Raw genomic sequence first — 16,149 nt, 5'->3', positions numbered from 1 at the left:
ACCCACATTAATACTTGACCTTTTTGGTATAATATGTTAAAGTTTAATCAATCAGGAGGTTGACCATGCTTTTTACCAGAGAATGTGACTACGCAGTCCGGATGATCCGCGCATTGTCTTCCGGTGAGGTTTCCAGTATCAGCAGTATTGTGCGCCAGGAACAGCTGCCCAATGCCATCGCTTATAAAGTTGCCCGGAAGCTGGAGCAGGCGGGGCTTATCAAAGGCTACCGCGGCACCACAGGCGGTTATGCCCTGCTCTGTGATCTGGACCAGACGACGCTGTACGATGTATATACAGCGATTGACCCCAACTCCCTGCTGACTGACTGCATGCAGCACGGATATGACTGCCCTCTTAATACCCGGAAGCAGCCCTGCCTCGTGCATGGAGAGCTTTGCCGGATTCAGTCCAGTCTGGACCAGGAACTCAGAAAGAAGAGTCTTGCTGAAATTCTCCGGAAATAATTCAGACTTCGCCGGTTCCCGATTTTTTTATGCAGTTAATCTGCACTATTTTAGTAAAGTATTTTAAAGGAGGATGTATGCTCATGAATCACCAATGTTATGGATGTAATACCTGTAAGAGTGCCGACAAACCCCTGGAGGAATTTATCAGATCTCTTCCCATGGAAACCTCTCACCACCGGGTGGACACGCAGAAAACAAAATGTGGTTTCGGCCTCCAGGGCGTCTGCTGCCGTCTCTGCGCCAATGGTCCCTGCCGGATCACGCCCAAATCTCCCCGGGGAATCTGCGGCGCCGACGCGGACACGATCGTAACCAGGAATTTTCTGCGTTCTGTTGCCTCTGGCAGCGGCTGCTATATCCACATCGTAGAAAACACCGCCCGGAATCTGAGAGACACTGCCCGGGCCAGAGGTGAATTAAAGGGAATAGCCTCCCTGAATAAACTCGCTGATCTATTCGGGATCACTGATCCAGATCCCTATAAAAAGGCGGAGATTGTGGCCGACGCGGTGCTGGCTGATCTCTATAAGCCGGAATATGAGCGGGCAGAGCTGGTTGAAAAAATCGCCTATGCTCCCCGGACAGACTGCTGGAAAGAGCTGGGCATCATGCCGGGAGGCGCTAAATCAGAAGTATTCAAAGGCGTAGTGAAATGTTCCACCAATCTGAATTCTGATCCCGTGGACATGCTCACAGACTGCCTGAAGCTGGGAATTTCCACCGGCATCTACGGGCTGACCCTCACCAACCTGCTGAACGACGTGCTTCTGGGACAGCCGGAGCTTCGGATGGCCCCCGTCGGTCTGCGCGTCATTGACCCGGATTACATCAACATCATGATTACCGGCCATCAGCACACGATCTTCGTGGACCTACAGGATAAGCTCATCTCTCCGGAGGCTGTAAAAAAAGCACAGGCTGCGGGAGCCAAGGGCTTTAAGCTGGTTGGCTGTACCTGCGTGGGCCAGGATCTCCAGCTGAGAGGCTCTCACTATACAGAAATCTTTGACGGTCATGCTGGCAATAACTATACCAGTGAAGCAATTCTCGCAACCGGAGCCATCGACGCCGTCCTCTCTGAATTTAACTGTACGCTTCCCGGCATCGAGCCGATCTGTGAAGAGCTGAAAATCAAGCAGATCTGCCTGGACGATGTGGCGAAAAAAGCCAATGCCGAGCTATTGTCCTTCGATTTCCAGAACCGTGAACAGCTCAGTGAATTGATCATTGATAAAATTATCAGCTCCTACCAGGAACGCCGTGGTTCCGTACCGCTGAACCTGCTGGAGAATCATGGAAACGACCATACGCTGACAGGCGTGAGTGAGGGTTCCCTGAAAGCCTTCCTGGGAGGAAGCTGGAAGCCTCTCATCGATCTGATCGTTTCCGGGGACATCAAGGGAATTGCCGGAGTTGTGGGCTGTTCCAACCTGACGGCGGGCGGCCATGATGTGCTCACAGTAGAGCTGACAAAGGAATTAATTTCCAGGGATATTATCGTCCTCACAGCCGGATGCTCCTCAGGAGGCATTGAGAATTGCGGACTGATGACCCCTGAAGCGGCTAAATTCGCCGGCCCGAAGCTCCGTGCGGTTTGCGAGAAGCTGGGAATCCCTCCGGTACTCAATTTTGGTCCCTGCCTGGCTATCGGGCGCCTGGAAATTGTGGCTACGGAAATAGCCGCAGAACTGGGTGTAGATCTTCCTCAACTGCCTCTGGTACTCTCCGCAGCTCAATGGCTGGAAGAACAGGCTCTGGCTGACGGCTGCTTCGGCCTCGCACTGGGACTGCCGCTCCATCTGGGACTGCCGCCTTTTGTGACCGGAAGCCCGCTCACTGTCAAGGTTCTGACAGAGGACATGAAATCTCTGACCGGAGGACAGGTGATCATCAACCCGGATGCCAGGGAATCCGCCGATATTCTGGAGCAGATCATCCTGGACCGCCGCAGCGGATTAAACATCTAGGAGGTGATGCTGATGAAACGTATTTTCATTGATGCTTCCAAATGTGACGGCTGTCTGAGCTGCACCTTAGCCTGTATGGAGGCCCACCGGGCGGATGCCGGAACTATCTATGACCTGAACCTCCTGGATATCCGCAATGAATCCCGCAGCCACATTGTGCGGGATTCCTCCGGGAACTACAAACCAATCTTCTGCCGTCACTGTGACCAGCCGGAATGCGTGATGTCCTGCATGAGCGGTGCTCTCCGGAAGGACCCCTCCACCGGCCATGTGCTCTACGACGAAGCTCGCTGCGGCTCCTGCTTTATGTGCGTCATGAACTGTCCCTACGGTGTGTTGAAGGCGGACAGCGCCACCCGGACAAAGGTAATCAAATGCGATTTCTGCCAGGACCTCCCGGACGGACCCAGTTGCGTCGCCGCCTGCCCCAAACAGGCAATTTACATAGAGGAGGTGAACCTATGAAACATGTGATCATCGGCGCAGGAGCCGCTGGTATCCAGGCCGCCAAAACCATCCGTTCTCTGGAGCCTGATTCCAGCATTGTGATGCTTTCTACTGACCGGCAGGTACATTCCCGCTGCATGCTCCACCGCTATCTCTCCCACGAGCGGGAGGAAGAAGAGCTTTCTTTTATTCCGGAGCATTTCTTTGAAGACCTGAATATATACTGGGCAGGCGGCAGTACGGTATCTGCCATCGGCACAGACGAATATACCGTGACGCTGGAAGATGGCACCTGTTTTCTGTATGACCGCCTCCTGATCGCTACCGGCGCAGACAGCTTAATCCCTCCTGTAGGGCAGCTTCGGAATGCCAGCAATGTTTTCGGCCTCCGCCATCTGAGCGATGCCCAGGCAATCCGCCGTCAGGCAGACCAGGCGGAAAATATTCTGGTCATAGGTTCTGGTCTGGTGGGAATGGACGCCGCCTACGCTTTTCTCAGGCAGCGGAAAAATGTCACCGTCGTCGAGATGGCTGACCGCATCCTCCCTCTGCAGCTGGACAAAACTGCCGGAAACGCTTACCGCCGGCTTTTTGAAGCCGCCGGATGCCGTTTTCTGTTAGGCCGGAAGGCTGTCGACACAATTTCTAACGGCAGCGGCGGAATAAGCGCCGTGCTGCTGGACGACGGAACCCTCATTGAATGCGGCCTGGCCGTAGTCGCCGCCGGCGTCCGTCCCTCTCTTTCGTGTATCAAGGGCAGTAAAATAAAGGCAGACCGTTTTATAGAGACAGACCCCTTCCTGCAGACCAGCTGTCCCGGCGTCTATGCAGCCGGGGACGTCACCGGACTGTCCGGCATATGGCCCAACGCCATGAAACAAGGAGAAACAGCCGCCTACAACATGTGCGGCATTCCCGTTCAATACATCGACCGCTATGCCATGAAAAACACAATTAATTTTTATGGACTGACGACCCTTTCCCTGGGCCGCGGAACCGCTTCCGAAGGCGACACCGTAACTCTGCGCCAGGATTCCTCAGGATATAAAAAGGCGATCCTCCGGAACGGACGGCTGGACAGCCTGCTGCTTCAGGGCTCCATCGATTACAGCGGCGTCTACCAGTACCTGATTAAAAACGAGATAGATCTTTCCTCCCTTAAGACAGATATCTTCGATATCTCCTTCGCAGATTTCTACGGCACCGACAGCTCCGGGCAATATCAATATTCTTAATTGCTGTTTACTTCCGCTGCCGAAAAGCTTATAATGTCTGTAAGTCATTGATTGACAAGGAGGTGGAATTCAGATGACGAAAGTAATGATTAATCCCGGAATATGTGGGTTTGTGACTAGCGTTACCGCTGAGTCCGAAGATCAGATGGAGGTTCACGTTCATGTGAAGTCCGGCTGCAAGAGCGTTCACCAGATGTTTGAAGATCTGGGAGATACCTACGATGCTTATGAGGTATGCCTGCGCAAGCCGGGTGAGGGGCCGTTTTATGATTATGCTAAGGAACATTTCCCGGTACATGTGGCCTGCCCGGTGTTATCTGGCATCATTAAATGCATGGAAGCTGAATGCCGGCTGGCGTTGAAAAAAGACGTGACAATCGAATTCAAGGACTGACTGATGAAAAAAGAACTGCTGATGACATCCGTCCAGGCTGTTTTCTGCGCCAAAGAGCAATGGGCTCCGCGCCAGGTCTATGGCCCCGGAGCCCGTCCTCATTTCCTGCTCTACACAGTGCTGGACGGAAAAGGAATCCTTCAATATAAAAATAATATCTATCAGCTGCAGGCAGGGGATACCTTCTACTTCTCCCCCGGCGACATGATCTATCTGGAGGCAGATGAGTACACGCCCTGGCAGATCGCCTGGACAGCCTTTACCGGTGACGAGGCCGGAAATCACCTGGCCGCCTCCTGTTTTGCCGGCACGCCCGTGCGGGCCGTACCTGAAGATCCGGAGCGGCTTTTTTCCTATGCCCAGCACCTGGTAGATGTGTTTGAAAAAGAATGCTCAAACCTCGCAGAGATCAACGGCTCTCTGACCCAGCTTTTAAGTTTGCTGCTGCCCCGGCCGAAGGCGCGGAGCGCAGCTGCCCGTGAATGCTATCTGGCGCGCGCGAAGGAATATATTGAGAATAATTACTGCTATGATATCAAAATCCAGGATATCGCCCATCAGATCGGCATTGACCGTTCTTACATATACCGGCTCTTTATCGATCTGGAGCACATGGCGCCCAAGGACTTTCTGATGGCCTGCCGTTTGAAGCATGCCTGCGAAATGCTGGCGGAGGGCTGCTCTGTGGTGGAAACAGCCTATTCCTGTGGTTTCGTCGATCCCGAATCCTTCCAATACCACTTCCGGAACACATATCACAGTTCGCCGGAGGAATACCTCTGGGAGCGGGAGCGTCATGAGGGCCAGCCTCTCAGGCGCTGATAGACGGCCGCCACCGGAAGGCCGACGACATTATTATAATCACCTTCAATTTTCTCCACAAACTTTGCAAAAACACCCTGTATTCCATAGGCGCCCGCTTTGTCAAGAGGTTCTCCCGAACGGGCATATTCTGCGATTTCCTCATCCGTCATAGGACATACGGTAACAGAGGTACACGAAGAAAATGTCTCTGCCCGCACTATCCGGCCGGCCTTCACTTCCGCCAGTGTGACACCTGTATACACCTGATGGGTCCTGCCCTGAAGTCTCTGCAGCATCTCCTCTGCCCGTTTTAGCGTTCCCGGCTTGCCCAGGATTCTGCCTTCCGCGGCCACCACAGTATCGGCTCCCAGGACCATACAATCCTCTGCCATCCGGCCGGCCACATCCAGGCATTTCTGCCGGGACAGTTCTTCAACTACCTCCGCAGGCAGGGTTTTAGTTATCTTTTCTTCTACCTCACTGGGAACCACATCTGCAAAAATGCCCACCTGAGTGAGCAATTCTTTTCTCCTCGGCGAAGCCGAGGCCAGTATCAACTGTTTCATCTGTATTTTCCTTTCTCAGAACAAGCAGGGCGATAAGCCGGGTTATGTCATGTGTAATCATCTATCCAGGACTGCCGTTGCCGACAGCCTCAAGCGACCCACCTAAAAGCGTGACGGGCAGCCACATAGCTTTTTGTTCGGTCTTGCTTCGGATGGGGTTTACATGTGCCCGCCCTGTTACCAGTGCGGCGGTAGTCTCTTACACTGCCTTTCCACCCTTACCTGCTCCGCAGGCGGTTTATCTCTGTTGCACTGTCCCTGGAGTCGCCTCCGCCGGACGTTATCCGGCATCCTGCCCTGTGAAGCCCGGACTTTCCTCACCTGGCCCCTTTCGGTCCTGCCAGCCGCGATTACATGCCCTACTTGTTCTGATCTGGTCTTTTACTAAGATATCACAATTCCCTTCCCTCTGTCAAACATCGAAGCAGCTTCCGCCCACAAATTCACGCAAAATCGAATTCTTAGGTATATCTTCCGAAGGCATTCCCACAAAATAATCCAGGAATTTCAACAGACGCTTCGCTTCCATAAATTCCGGAGCTTCTTCCGGAATCTGGAACAGAAGCGGCTCCGCATAGAGCTTGAGCACTGCCAGCTCATAGATCAGTGCAGAATTAAACATCACGTCCGCCTGCTCCTGGTAGGGGAATATATTCCTCTCCTCCCCTCTCCGGACAGACCCCCACATGGCGATCGTATCCTGGGCTGCTGTGTTCCGCGTCCTGTGGTCCCGGACGATCCTGCGGATCAGCCGCCCGTCTGTGGTGGGAATCCTGTTGTGTTCGTCGATATTCAGCTGGGTCAGCGCACTGATGTATACCCGGAACTTTTTGTCAGAGGGGATCATATAACTCAGCTTTTCATTCAACCCGTGTATGCCCTCCAGCACCAGAATATCGTCAGGGCCAAGCTGCAGATAATCACCCTTGTATTCCCTTTCCCCTGTAACGAAATTAAACCGGGGCATTTCCACACGTCTGCCCTTCAGCAGCTCCGCCATATCGTGATTCAGAAGGGCGATATCCAGCGCCTCCAGGCACTCGAAATCATAATTCCCATTCTCATCCCTGGGCGAATCCACCCGGTTGACATAGTAATTATCCAGGCTGATCGGATGGGGCTGCAGGCCGTGGGCCGTCAGCTGGATGGACAGCCTGCGGGAAAATGTCGTTTTGCCTGATGAAGAGGGGCCTGCGATCATGACAAATTTCACCTCCGGCCGCCCTGCCACCATTTCGGCGATTTTCGCAATCCGGCTTTCCTGCAGGGCCTCGGCTACCAGCATGGTGTGCCCGATCTGTCCTTTGCTGATGCACTCGTTCAAGTCGCCGACCGTATCGATTCCAAGCCGTTCTCCCCATTTCTCAGATTCCTGCTGAACCTTGAATATCTTTGGAGAAGGAAGGAACGGTTCTACCTCTGCAGGATCACTCCTTCCCGGCAGCATCATCACAAAGCCTTCATCGTACAGACAGAGGTCAAAGTATTTCAGATACCCTGTGTGCCAGACCATGAAGCCATAAAAATAATCCTCGAAATCCTCCAGGCTGTATACATTCACCCTGGATACCCTCCGGTAGCGGAACAGCTTTTCTTTGTCCCTCATCCCGTATTCGGCAAACCGTTCCCTGGCTTCCTGGGTGCTGACACTGCGCTTCATGATGGGAATTTCCTGCTCCACCATCTCCTTCATGTACGCCTTCACCTTTCGAAGAAATTCCTCATCCAGCGTCACATTGCCCTTCAGCGTATAATAAAAGCCGTTCCCCACAGAATAATGAAGCACGACCTTTTCTATCTTCCCATGACCGGCCACATGATAGACCGCCTTTAATAACAGAAGCGTCATGCTTCTCTTATATGTCTTGTGGCCGATGCTGCTCCCCGCCGTGACAAACTGCAGCTCGCAGTCCTCCTTCAGCGTCTTGTGCAGTTCCCGGAGCCTGCCATTCGCCATGACAAGCAGAGCAGGCAGGCCGTCCGGAGACTGGAAATCCTTCACAATCTCCCCGTACGGCGTACCGGCCGGATATAAGCCGGACTGGCCGTCCACAATTACCTGATAAAAACCTTCTGCCATCTTCTATACTCCTTTTCAAACCTTCCGTGGCAACTTATATAACAGTATACGGCATCCTGACTGATGCCCCCTTCACCTGGCATTCGGGAAACATACGGCTCAATCTATCCGTCATATAGCTAATGAAACAATACTCCGTCCCGTAATGCCCGGCATCCAGAATATGCAGCCCCTCAGACAGCGCGTCTATCGCCGTATGGTAATCAATATCGCCCGTAACCAAAGCCTCCGCCCCGGCATCCAGCGCTTCCTGTACCACGCTCTTTCCCGCGCCGCCGCAGACTGCCACCCTCGCTATCGGAAGCTCAGAGGCTCCATAACACCTCACATCCGGAACACCCATGCACGTCTTTACGTGTTCCGCCAGGGCTGTCAGCGCCATTGGCTCTGCCAGTTCACCGATCCTGCCGATTCCCTCCGGTCGTTCCTCATTATCACCTGTTTTCATCAAAACACGAGCATTTACAAGACCCAGCTGCCGTTCGTTAAGCTCCGCCATTCCGCGCACATCAAAATTCGTGTGCATCGCGTAATACGACATCCGGTGCTCAATCAGCTTCAGTATTCTCCGCCCGATAAAGGTGTCTTCATTCACCTGCCGGATACTCCCGAAAATCAGCGGATGATGGGTGACCATCAGATCTGCGCCCCAGGAGCAGGCATCCTCCAGCGTCTCGTCTGTCACATCCAGAGCCACAAAGATCCTGCGGACTTCCCCGGAACGCCTGCCCACCAGCAGCCCCGGATTATCCCATTCCTCCGCACAGGAGGGAGGATATTCTACTTCCAGCCTCTTCAATATCTCTTCACATATCATAATATACATATGCAGCACGAATATGCTGTATTTCCTCCTGTATTTCTCTCAGCCTCTCTTCAGCACGCGGGCTTCCTGCCCTCTGAAGGCTTTCCTCCAGCCGCAGGCTGACTTCCTCCTCCCGGTGCAGATAAGCCAGCAGCACCGGATGGCGGTTCTCCAGAAGCCTAGGGCCGAACCTGAGCTGTTCCGCCGACAGCTCCTCTGACGTTCCCACCGGAACAGCCCTCATGACCGGATAAAATTTCCCATCTTCTAAAACCATATCTTCCGCTTCTATCTGGAAACCGGCTTCCATCAGATATTTCCTGAGTGCCGCCGTCTCCGACTGCGGCTCCAGGACCAGTTCCCGAAGGCTCTGCACAGTCCCCGGACTTTCACTCAGGATACGGACCATCAGCTTTCCGCCCATTCCGGCCAGAATGGCAGAATCCACTTCACCCGGCGCCAGCTTCTCCATGCCATCCGACAGGCGGGTCTGTATGTATTGCCCCAGCCCGTGCTGTGCAATGTTCGCCTTAGCCCGTTCCAGCGGGCCCGGGCGGATATCCATGGCCACAGCCCCGGCGATCCTCCCCGTCTCGAACAGCCAGATCGGAAGATAGCCATGGTCGCAGCCCACATCAGCCAGCCTGCCCCCAGGCGTAACCATGGAAGCGACGCATTCCATCCTCTTTGAAAGTACCATATTAATCCAGATAATCCTTCAGCTTGCGGCTGCGGCTGGGATGGCGCAGCTTCCGCAGAGCTTTGGCCTCGATCTGGCGGATACGCTCTCTAGTTACATTAAATTCCTTGCCGACCTCTTCCAGAGTCCTCGCCCGGCCGTCATCCAGGCCAAAACGCAGGCGCAGCACCTTCTGCTCACGCTCTGTCAGGGTACTCAATACCTCCTCCAGCTGTTCCTTCAGCATGGTAAAAGCGGCGGCGTCAGCAGGCACCGGCACATTGTCGTCCTGTATGAAATCGCCCAGATGGCTGTCTTCCTCTTCTCCGATCGGAGTCTCCAGCGATACAGGCTCCTGGGATATCTTCAGGATCTCACGCACCCGCTCTACAGACATGTTCATCTCTTCCGCTATCTCTTCCGGGGTAGGTTCCCTCCCCAGCTCCTGAAGCAGCTGTCTGGACACGCGGATCAGCTTGTTAATCGTCTCAACCATATGGACAGGGATACGGATCGTCCGCGCCTGATCAGCAATTGCTCTCGTGATCGCCTGGCGAATCCACCAGGTCGCGTAAGTGGAAAACTTATATCCCTTCCGGTAATCAAATTTTTCCACAGCCTTGATCAGGCCCAGATTCCCCTCCTGAATCAGATCCAGGAAGAGCATGCCGCGGCCCACATAACGTTTTGCAATGGATACGACCAGACGCAGATTGGCCTCTGCCAGGCGCTTTTTGGCACTCTCGTCCCCTTCTTCCATCCGCTGGGCCAGGTCAATCTCTTCCTCAGCAGACAAAAGCGGCACTTTACCGATCTCCTTTAAATACATCCGTACCGGATCTTCAATGCTGATGCCTTCCGGGACAGAAATATCGAGGTTTTCCATGTCAACCTCTTCTTCCTCATCCAGATTGATTTCATCATCGCTGATCAGAAGGAGGTCATCCACATCCGAATCATTTTCAGAGATACGGAGAACATCGATCCCATGAGCCTCCAGATACTCCAGGACCTTATCCATCTGCTCATCGGAAATAGGCATGTCCTGGAAATAGTCTGTGACTTCACGGTATTCCAGCATGTTCTTTTTCTTCTTGCCCATATCCATCAGGCCCTTCAGTTTCTCCATAAATTTCTCTTTATCCATTTCCATAGATTGTCCATCCTTTCCTGTCTATGTGTATTTTATCCTAACGTATGTAAAAATAATCCAATTACAGCGAAATCTCCTCAGGAAGCCCTGATTCCCGGAGTTTTTCCAGCTTTTTCTTTTCCTCCATCAGGTGCTGAAGCCCTGTCAGGTCCGTGGGCTCCAGCCGGGACAGGCGGTAAGTGATGCTGCTGTCCTTCATATTGCAGAGCACATCTTTCAGCGCCTTCTTCCTCTCTTCCTCTGTCTCCAGGGAGATCTGCGTGTGGAACAGGGCGGCGACTGCCGTCTGTTGCTCACTGTCTTCAAAATGGTTGATGATCCTCGCAGGGTTTACCTCTCCCGCCCGGAACTGTTCTTCCACCATTTCCGCGACCTCCCGGTACAGGGGCGTCGTAAAATCTTCTGGCTTCAGGTGGTTTTCCAGCCCCTTCAGGATCTCCGGATAGCTGGTCATCCAGGTCAGCATCAGTTTCTGCGCTTTATCAATGCCGCTCTCCTTTTCCTGCCTCTGCTTCGCGAAGATTTTAGGCTTCGGCTGCTCTGCCAGCCCTACTCCTTTCAGCGCCAGCTTATTCACCAGCTTTTCCAGCATATCTGCCTGAATGTGATACAGCCTGGCTACTGCCTCCAGGTAGCTGTTCCGTTCTATCTCATCCTCAAACTTCAGCAGCTTTCCCGCCACCTCATGGAAGAAATCAGTCCTGCCCTGGGGATCCGTGAGGTCATAATTCCCCTGCAGAATCCGCACCTCGAACAGAAAGCTATTCTCCGCCCGTTCCAGCCGCTCTTCAAAGGCCTCCATCCCTTCCTTCTGAATGAATTCATCGGGGTCTTTGTGGGGTCTCAGATTGACCACCTTCGTAGCCAGGCCCACAGACCTCAGCATGGGAATGGCTCTCAGAGCAGCTCTGACTCCGGCTTCATCGCTGTCATAGATGATCAGAACCTCGTCTGTATACCGCTTCAGCAGCCCCGCCTGCTGGGAGGTCAGCGCCGTGCCCAGAGATGCCACCGCGTTGGTAAATCCCGCCTGGTGCATGGATATCACATCCATATACCCTTCACAGATGATCAGATTCCTCCTGCGGGAGGTCCTGGCAGCATTAAGCCCGTAGAGGTTCCGGCTTTTATCGAAGATCTTCGTCTCCGGAGAATTCAGGTATTTCGGCTTGGCATCCCCCATGACCCTTCCTCCGAAGCCGATCACCCGGTTATTCACATCCATGATCGGATAAATCACCCGGTTCCAGAACTTATCATACATACCGTGCCGTTCATCCACATTGAACAGCCCGGAATCCTTCAGCAGCTCATCGGAATAACCCTTTTTCTTCAGGAACTGATAGAGGTCATTATTATATTTATCGGAATAGCCCAGGCCGAACATCCGGATGGTTTCATCGCTTAATCCCCGCCTCTTCAGATAAGCCATGGCATCAGCGCCCCCCGGCGTGCGAAGCTTGCAGTAAAAATATTTTGCCGCCTGCTTGTTAATCTCCAGCAAAAGCGCCCGCCGGTCGGCCAGCTCTTTCGCCTCCTTTGAATATTCAATCTCCGGCAGCTTGACCCCGGCCCGGCCGGCCAGGACCTTCACCGCCTCCTGAAAGGAATAATTCTCATACTCCATCAAAAACGTATAGACATTGCCTCCCGCCCCGCAGCCAAAGCAATAATACATCTGTTTGCCCGGACTGACGGAAAAAGAGGGCGATTTTTCATTGTGGAAAGGACAGAGGCCGAAATAAGAACTGCCCTTCCGCTGCAGCTTGACATAGCCTGAGATCACGTCCACGATATCGTTCCGCGTCCGCACTTCTTCGATAATGTCATCTGAATACCGCATGATGCCCCTCCTGTCGATCGATTGGAACTATATATCCCAATATCAATAAACTGCCCATGCCTTTGGAACATAGATCTCTTTAAATTTATGTATAGAATACTGATCTGTCATTCCGGAAATGTAATCACAGACTACCCGTTCCTTCCTCTCGCCCCGTTCGATCAGCTCCAGATACTCCCTGGATAATTTCTCCGGGTTGGTGCTGTAATATTCGTACAGCTCGGTCAGCATCCTCTTTGCTTTGATTTCCTCGTGCTTTGCCACGTCATTTTTATATACATTGTCGAACATCAGCTGCCGCAGTGTGACCATGGCCTCTCTGACATCCTCAGACTGGGAGATCTCATCCTTGTCCCAGCTATTCTGCACGATATCATGGATCAGCGTATTCAGCCGCTCCCTGCAGGTTCCGCCCAGAACGACGCGGATCGTGATCGGAATGTCATCCTCACTGATGATCCCGGCCCTCTGTGCGTCATCCATATCGTGATGAATATAGGAAATTTTGTCACAAAGCCTCACAACCTGTCCTTCCAGCGTGTTCGGATGGCCCGCCGTGCGGTGATTGAGAATCCCGTCCTTGACCTCCCAGGTCAGGTTCAGGCCCCGCCCGTCCCGTTCCAGAAGCTCCACGACCCGGATGCTCTGCCTGTAATGCGCAAAACCCTCCGGACAGACAGCATTCAGCGCCGCCTCACCAGCATGTCCAAAGGGGGTATGCCCCAGATCATGCCCCAGAGCGATAGCCTCCACAAGGTCCTCATTCAGATTCAGCGCCTTGGCAATAGTCCTGGCCGTCTGGGAAACTTCCAGCGTATGGGTCAGCCTCGTCCTGTAATGATCTCCCTGAGGCGACAAAAACACCTGTGTCTTATCCTTCAGCCTTCGAAAAGCTTTAGAATGAAGAATCCGGTCCCGGTCTCTCTGATAGACTGTCCGGATATCACATTCCGGCTCGTATACCACGCGCCCTTTGGAATTCCTGCTATGAGCTGCGTATGGACTTAATTCCTGAAACTCTTTTTCTTCAAAACTCTCCCGAATGTTCATAAGTGACCTCCATACTGACAAACTCTCCTATTTAACATATACGCCGCTTTTCCCCAGTTTCCTTTTATTAAATGAGATTTTTGACAAGTTTTACTTGTTACCAGGATGTACCAATTAGGGAAATATGCCATACGCCAGCTACCAGCCTTTTGGAGTCACACGCAGCGGCGTTCCCGCCGCCCTTTACCATCTGACTGATGGCAAAGGGCTGGAAGCCTTTAAAACAAACAGGAAGACAGCAGCCTCACCGCAGCTGTAAATCCCATGCAGATACCGATCCCTGCTGCGGCCGGAAGGAGCATGGCCGCTGCCGTCCATTTCCAGCTGCCTGTTTCTTTTCGTATGGTCAGGAAGGTGGTAGAGCAGGGCCAGTGCATGAGTGAGAACAGCAGGACGCTGACGGCTGTGATCCAGGTCCAGCCGTGACTGACAAACAGCTGCTTCATTTCAGACAGGGTTGCCAGCTCCAGAAGGCTTCCCTGGGCGGTATATGCCATTATAATGATCGGCACCACAATTTCATTTGCAGGAAAGCCCAGGATGAACGCCATTAATATGATGCCGTCCATGCCCATGAGATGGGCAAAAGGATCCAGGAACGAAGCACAGTGATTTAAAAGCGTCACCCCGCCCACCCGGCAGTTTGCCATCACCCAGATCAGGAGTCCAGCCGGAGCTGCAACAGCCGCTGCCCTGCCCAGGACGAACAGAGTCCGGTCCAGCAGGGAACGAAGCAGGATTTTGCCCACCTGGGGCCTCCGGTAGGGAGGCAGCTCCAGCGTGAAGGACGATGGCATTCCTTTCAGAACCGTATGGGACAATAGCTTAGTTGCCAGAAAGGTCATGAAGATACCGAGCAGGATTACGGCAGTAAGCAGTAGCGCGGGAACCACCGAGCCAAGGGCTCCGCCTGCCATACCGCCGAAAAACATAGTCAATATTGCAATCAATGCCGGAAATGCACAACCATTCTAAGCGCAACTTTCTGGAGAGGGCTTTTACCTCATGTAAATATGCAGCCGCTCGCCATCCCATAGTACCTTCTCAGCCATCAGACGCAGCAGCTGCCGTTTGTCACGGACAGACAGGACAGCTATCTGATCCTTCAGCGCATAATGCCCACCTGACAGGATGCCGGACGCCTCCTCCCGGTCATCCGGCAGACGGACGGCCTCCTGCCGTTGTCTCTCCTGAAGGAGCCGTGAGAGCTTTTGGTCAAGTTCTCCAATCCGCCCATTTACCTGCCGTATAAATGCAGAACAGAGCTGCCCTTCCGCCAAGCTGTTCATGAGCTGATTCATCTCTGCCCTGCATCTGTCAATCTGAGCTGCTATGCTGCCAGGCCGGTTTCCCTGAGGCTGCCTCTGTAACTGTTTTTGCAGCCTGTCTTTCAACCTTTCCAGCATCCTGCACAGCCCTCCGTCTTCTGACGCATATTCCCTCAGAAACCGGCATACTGCGTCATCTGCCTGCCGACCGCTGATGTTCTGGCAGCTGCAGGCCTTCCTGCCGCCCTGTATTTTGCTGCCGCAGATGTAGTCATACACTCTGCGGTTTGCTTCTCTGCCTGTACGGCGCTTTGCAAACATACGGCTGCCGCATTGGCTGCACCGTATCATACCTGAAAGCAGAGAATAATCATTTTTCACCGGGGCCGGACCGCCCTCTGCCGGCATATTTTCCTTTAAAGCATTCTGAACAGCAGCCCATTTTCTCCCCGGTATACGTCCTCTGTGCTTTCCTATGGCGATAATCCACTGGCTCACCGGCTGGCGGGGCGCATGCTTCTTTTTATAATCCCTCTTATTATAGGAAAGAAGCCCATATTTGCCCGTGCATTCCCCAGCCTCAAATGATACGTCGGAATGACAGGCTGTAAAGTAATCAAACGCATCCTGATCAGCCGCGCAGTAGACAGGATTCTGAAGGATTTGTTTGATTCCCTCCAAAGAATAGCTTTTCCCCTTCCTGGATCTGATGCCCTGGCCTGCCAGATATTTGCTGACCCCGGAAATGCTGTGCAATTCCAGGTATTTCTCAAAAATCAGATCTACAATACGGAGCTCCTCCGGCTGCTCTCTCAGCTGCCAGGAGGTCTTCATCCGGCCGTCGATAACGACTTCCTGCATTTTTTCAGAGGTATATCCTAATGGGGTGGTTCCTCCCAGCCACCTTCCGGTCCTGGCCAACATCAGCATATTATCCCGCACACGCTCTGCAATGGTCTCCCGCTCCAGCTGTGCAAAGACAGAAGCAATGTACATCATTGCTTTTCCCATGGGTTTCGACGTGTCGAATTCTTCTTTGATACAGACAAATGAAATATTCCGGTCATTCAGCTCTTCAATCAGCGCTGAAAAATCACTGACATTCCGGCTGATCCGGTCCAGCCGGTAACAGACCAAATAATCCGGCTTCTGCCGTTTCATGTCCCGCAGCATCTGCTGAAACTGCGGCCTGTCAGTATTCTTTGCGGAAAAGCCCTCATCCTCATAGACGGTTATGTCCTGTTCGCTCTGATCTGAAAATTTATTCTGTATGTACTGCTTACACATCTCAAGCTGGTTTTCAATGCTTTCACCCTTACCCGTATAGACGGATTTACGGCCGTAGATAAAAAAATGCATCCTTTCACCGCCCCATGCCGCCCCTGTGA

Annotated in this window: 15 protein-coding genes and 1 other RNA gene; 6 read left to right on the top strand and 10 right to left on the bottom strand. The window is 53.0% G+C overall.

The genetic code is table 11. The annotated features are described in order from the left end of the window. Nucleotides 1-65: 65 nt before the first annotated feature. The 6 genes from H9Q79_RS03490 (at nucleotide 66) to H9Q79_RS03465 (ending at nucleotide 5,335) form a co-directional block, all read left to right on the top strand. Complete coding sequence (locus H9Q79_RS03490) at nucleotides 66-467, top strand: RrF2 family transcriptional regulator (RefSeq protein ID WP_118645899.1); 402 nt, start codon at nucleotides 66-68, stop codon at nucleotides 465-467. A gap of 83 nt (nucleotides 468-550) precedes the next feature. Then, nucleotides 551-2,437, top strand: a complete 1,887-nt coding sequence (gene cooS / locus H9Q79_RS03485; protein WP_249329200.1) for an anaerobic carbon-monoxide dehydrogenase catalytic subunit — start codon at nucleotides 551-553, stop codon at nucleotides 2,435-2,437. A gap of 12 nt (nucleotides 2,438-2,449) precedes the next feature. Beyond that, on the top strand, nucleotides 2,450-2,902 hold the full coding sequence (locus H9Q79_RS03480) for a 4Fe-4S dicluster domain-containing protein (protein WP_118645901.1): 453 nt from the start codon (nucleotides 2,450-2,452) through the stop codon (nucleotides 2,900-2,902). Further along, nucleotides 2,899-4,119 carry an NAD(P)/FAD-dependent oxidoreductase gene (locus H9Q79_RS03475; protein ID WP_118645903.1) on the top strand — a complete coding sequence of 407 codons (1,221 nt, stop codon included), beginning with the start codon at nucleotides 2,899-2,901 and terminating at the stop codon, nucleotides 4,117-4,119. The genes H9Q79_RS03480 and H9Q79_RS03475 overlap by 4 nt, the downstream gene beginning before the upstream one ends. A 73-nt stretch (nucleotides 4,120-4,192) precedes the next feature. Beyond that, nucleotides 4,193-4,513 (top strand): DUF6951 family protein, encoded by a 321-nt coding sequence (locus H9Q79_RS03470; RefSeq protein WP_118645905.1) that lies wholly within the window; start codon nucleotides 4,193-4,195, stop codon nucleotides 4,511-4,513. Nucleotides 4,514-4,516: 3 nt separating this feature from the next. Continuing rightward, nucleotides 4,517-5,335 carry an AraC family transcriptional regulator gene (locus H9Q79_RS03465; RefSeq protein WP_118645907.1) on the top strand — a complete coding sequence of 273 codons (819 nt, stop codon included), beginning with the start codon at nucleotides 4,517-4,519 and terminating at the stop codon, nucleotides 5,333-5,335. Here H9Q79_RS03465 and H9Q79_RS03460 read toward each other — a convergent pair. From H9Q79_RS03460 to H9Q79_RS03415, 10 genes are all read right to left on the bottom strand, one after another. Continuing rightward, complete coding sequence (locus H9Q79_RS03460) at nucleotides 5,308-5,883, bottom strand: Maf family protein (RefSeq protein WP_249329199.1); 576 nt, start codon at nucleotides 5,881-5,883, stop codon at nucleotides 5,308-5,310. The two genes, H9Q79_RS03465 and H9Q79_RS03460, sit on opposite strands and share 28 nt — an antisense overlap. Nucleotides 5,884-5,900: 17 nt before the next feature. Then, an RNA gene (gene rnpB, locus H9Q79_RS03455) (RNase P RNA component class A) lies at nucleotides 5,901-6,249 on the bottom strand. Nucleotides 6,250-6,295: 46 nt separating this feature from the next. Continuing rightward, nucleotides 6,296-7,963, bottom strand: coding sequence for a nucleoside kinase (locus H9Q79_RS03450; RefSeq protein WP_118645909.1), 1,668 nt, complete (start codon nucleotides 7,961-7,963; stop codon nucleotides 6,296-6,298). Nucleotides 7,964-7,997: 34 nt separating this feature from the next. Further along, nucleotides 7,998-8,789 (bottom strand): Nif3-like dinuclear metal center hexameric protein, encoded by a 792-nt coding sequence (locus tag H9Q79_RS03445; protein ID WP_249329198.1) that lies wholly within the window; start codon nucleotides 8,787-8,789, stop codon nucleotides 7,998-8,000. Continuing rightward, complete coding sequence (locus tag H9Q79_RS03440) at nucleotides 8,770-9,468, bottom strand: tRNA (adenine(22)-N(1))-methyltransferase (protein WP_249329197.1); 699 nt, start codon at nucleotides 9,466-9,468, stop codon at nucleotides 8,770-8,772. Before H9Q79_RS03440 ends, H9Q79_RS03445 begins: the two co-directional genes overlap by 20 nt. A gap of 1 nt (nucleotide 9,469) precedes the next feature. Beyond that, nucleotides 9,470-10,600 carry an RNA polymerase sigma factor RpoD gene (gene rpoD, locus H9Q79_RS03435; RefSeq protein ID WP_118645911.1) on the bottom strand — a complete coding sequence of 377 codons (1,131 nt, stop codon included), beginning with the start codon at nucleotides 10,598-10,600 and terminating at the stop codon, nucleotides 9,470-9,472. Between the two features lie 61 nt (nucleotides 10,601-10,661). Next, nucleotides 10,662-12,443: a DNA primase gene (gene dnaG, locus H9Q79_RS03430; protein WP_118645913.1), complete on the bottom strand. Its 1,782-nt coding sequence runs from the start codon at nucleotides 12,441-12,443 to the stop codon at nucleotides 10,662-10,664. 42 nt (nucleotides 12,444-12,485) lie between these two features. Then, nucleotides 12,486-13,493 carry a deoxyguanosinetriphosphate triphosphohydrolase gene (locus tag H9Q79_RS03425; RefSeq protein WP_118645915.1) on the bottom strand — a complete coding sequence of 336 codons (1,008 nt, stop codon included), beginning with the start codon at nucleotides 13,491-13,493 and terminating at the stop codon, nucleotides 12,486-12,488. A 218-nt stretch (nucleotides 13,494-13,711) separates the two neighbouring features. Beyond that, on the bottom strand, nucleotides 13,712-14,443 hold the full coding sequence (locus H9Q79_RS03420; protein ID WP_249329196.1) for a nucleoside recognition domain-containing protein: 732 nt from the start codon (nucleotides 14,441-14,443) through the stop codon (nucleotides 13,712-13,714). Nucleotides 14,444-14,491: 48 nt separating this feature from the next. Further along, nucleotides 14,492-16,120, bottom strand: a complete 1,629-nt coding sequence (locus tag H9Q79_RS03415; protein ID WP_249329195.1) for a recombinase family protein — start codon at nucleotides 16,118-16,120, stop codon at nucleotides 14,492-14,494. Nucleotides 16,121-16,149: the final 29 nt, after the last annotated feature.

The sequence above is a fragment of the Wansuia hejianensis genome (genome assembly GCF_014337215.1).
Taxonomy (GTDB): domain Bacteria; phylum Bacillota; class Clostridia; order Lachnospirales; family Lachnospiraceae; genus Scatomonas; species Scatomonas hejianensis.
This window is presented reverse-complemented; position numbering and strand designations above follow the sequence as displayed.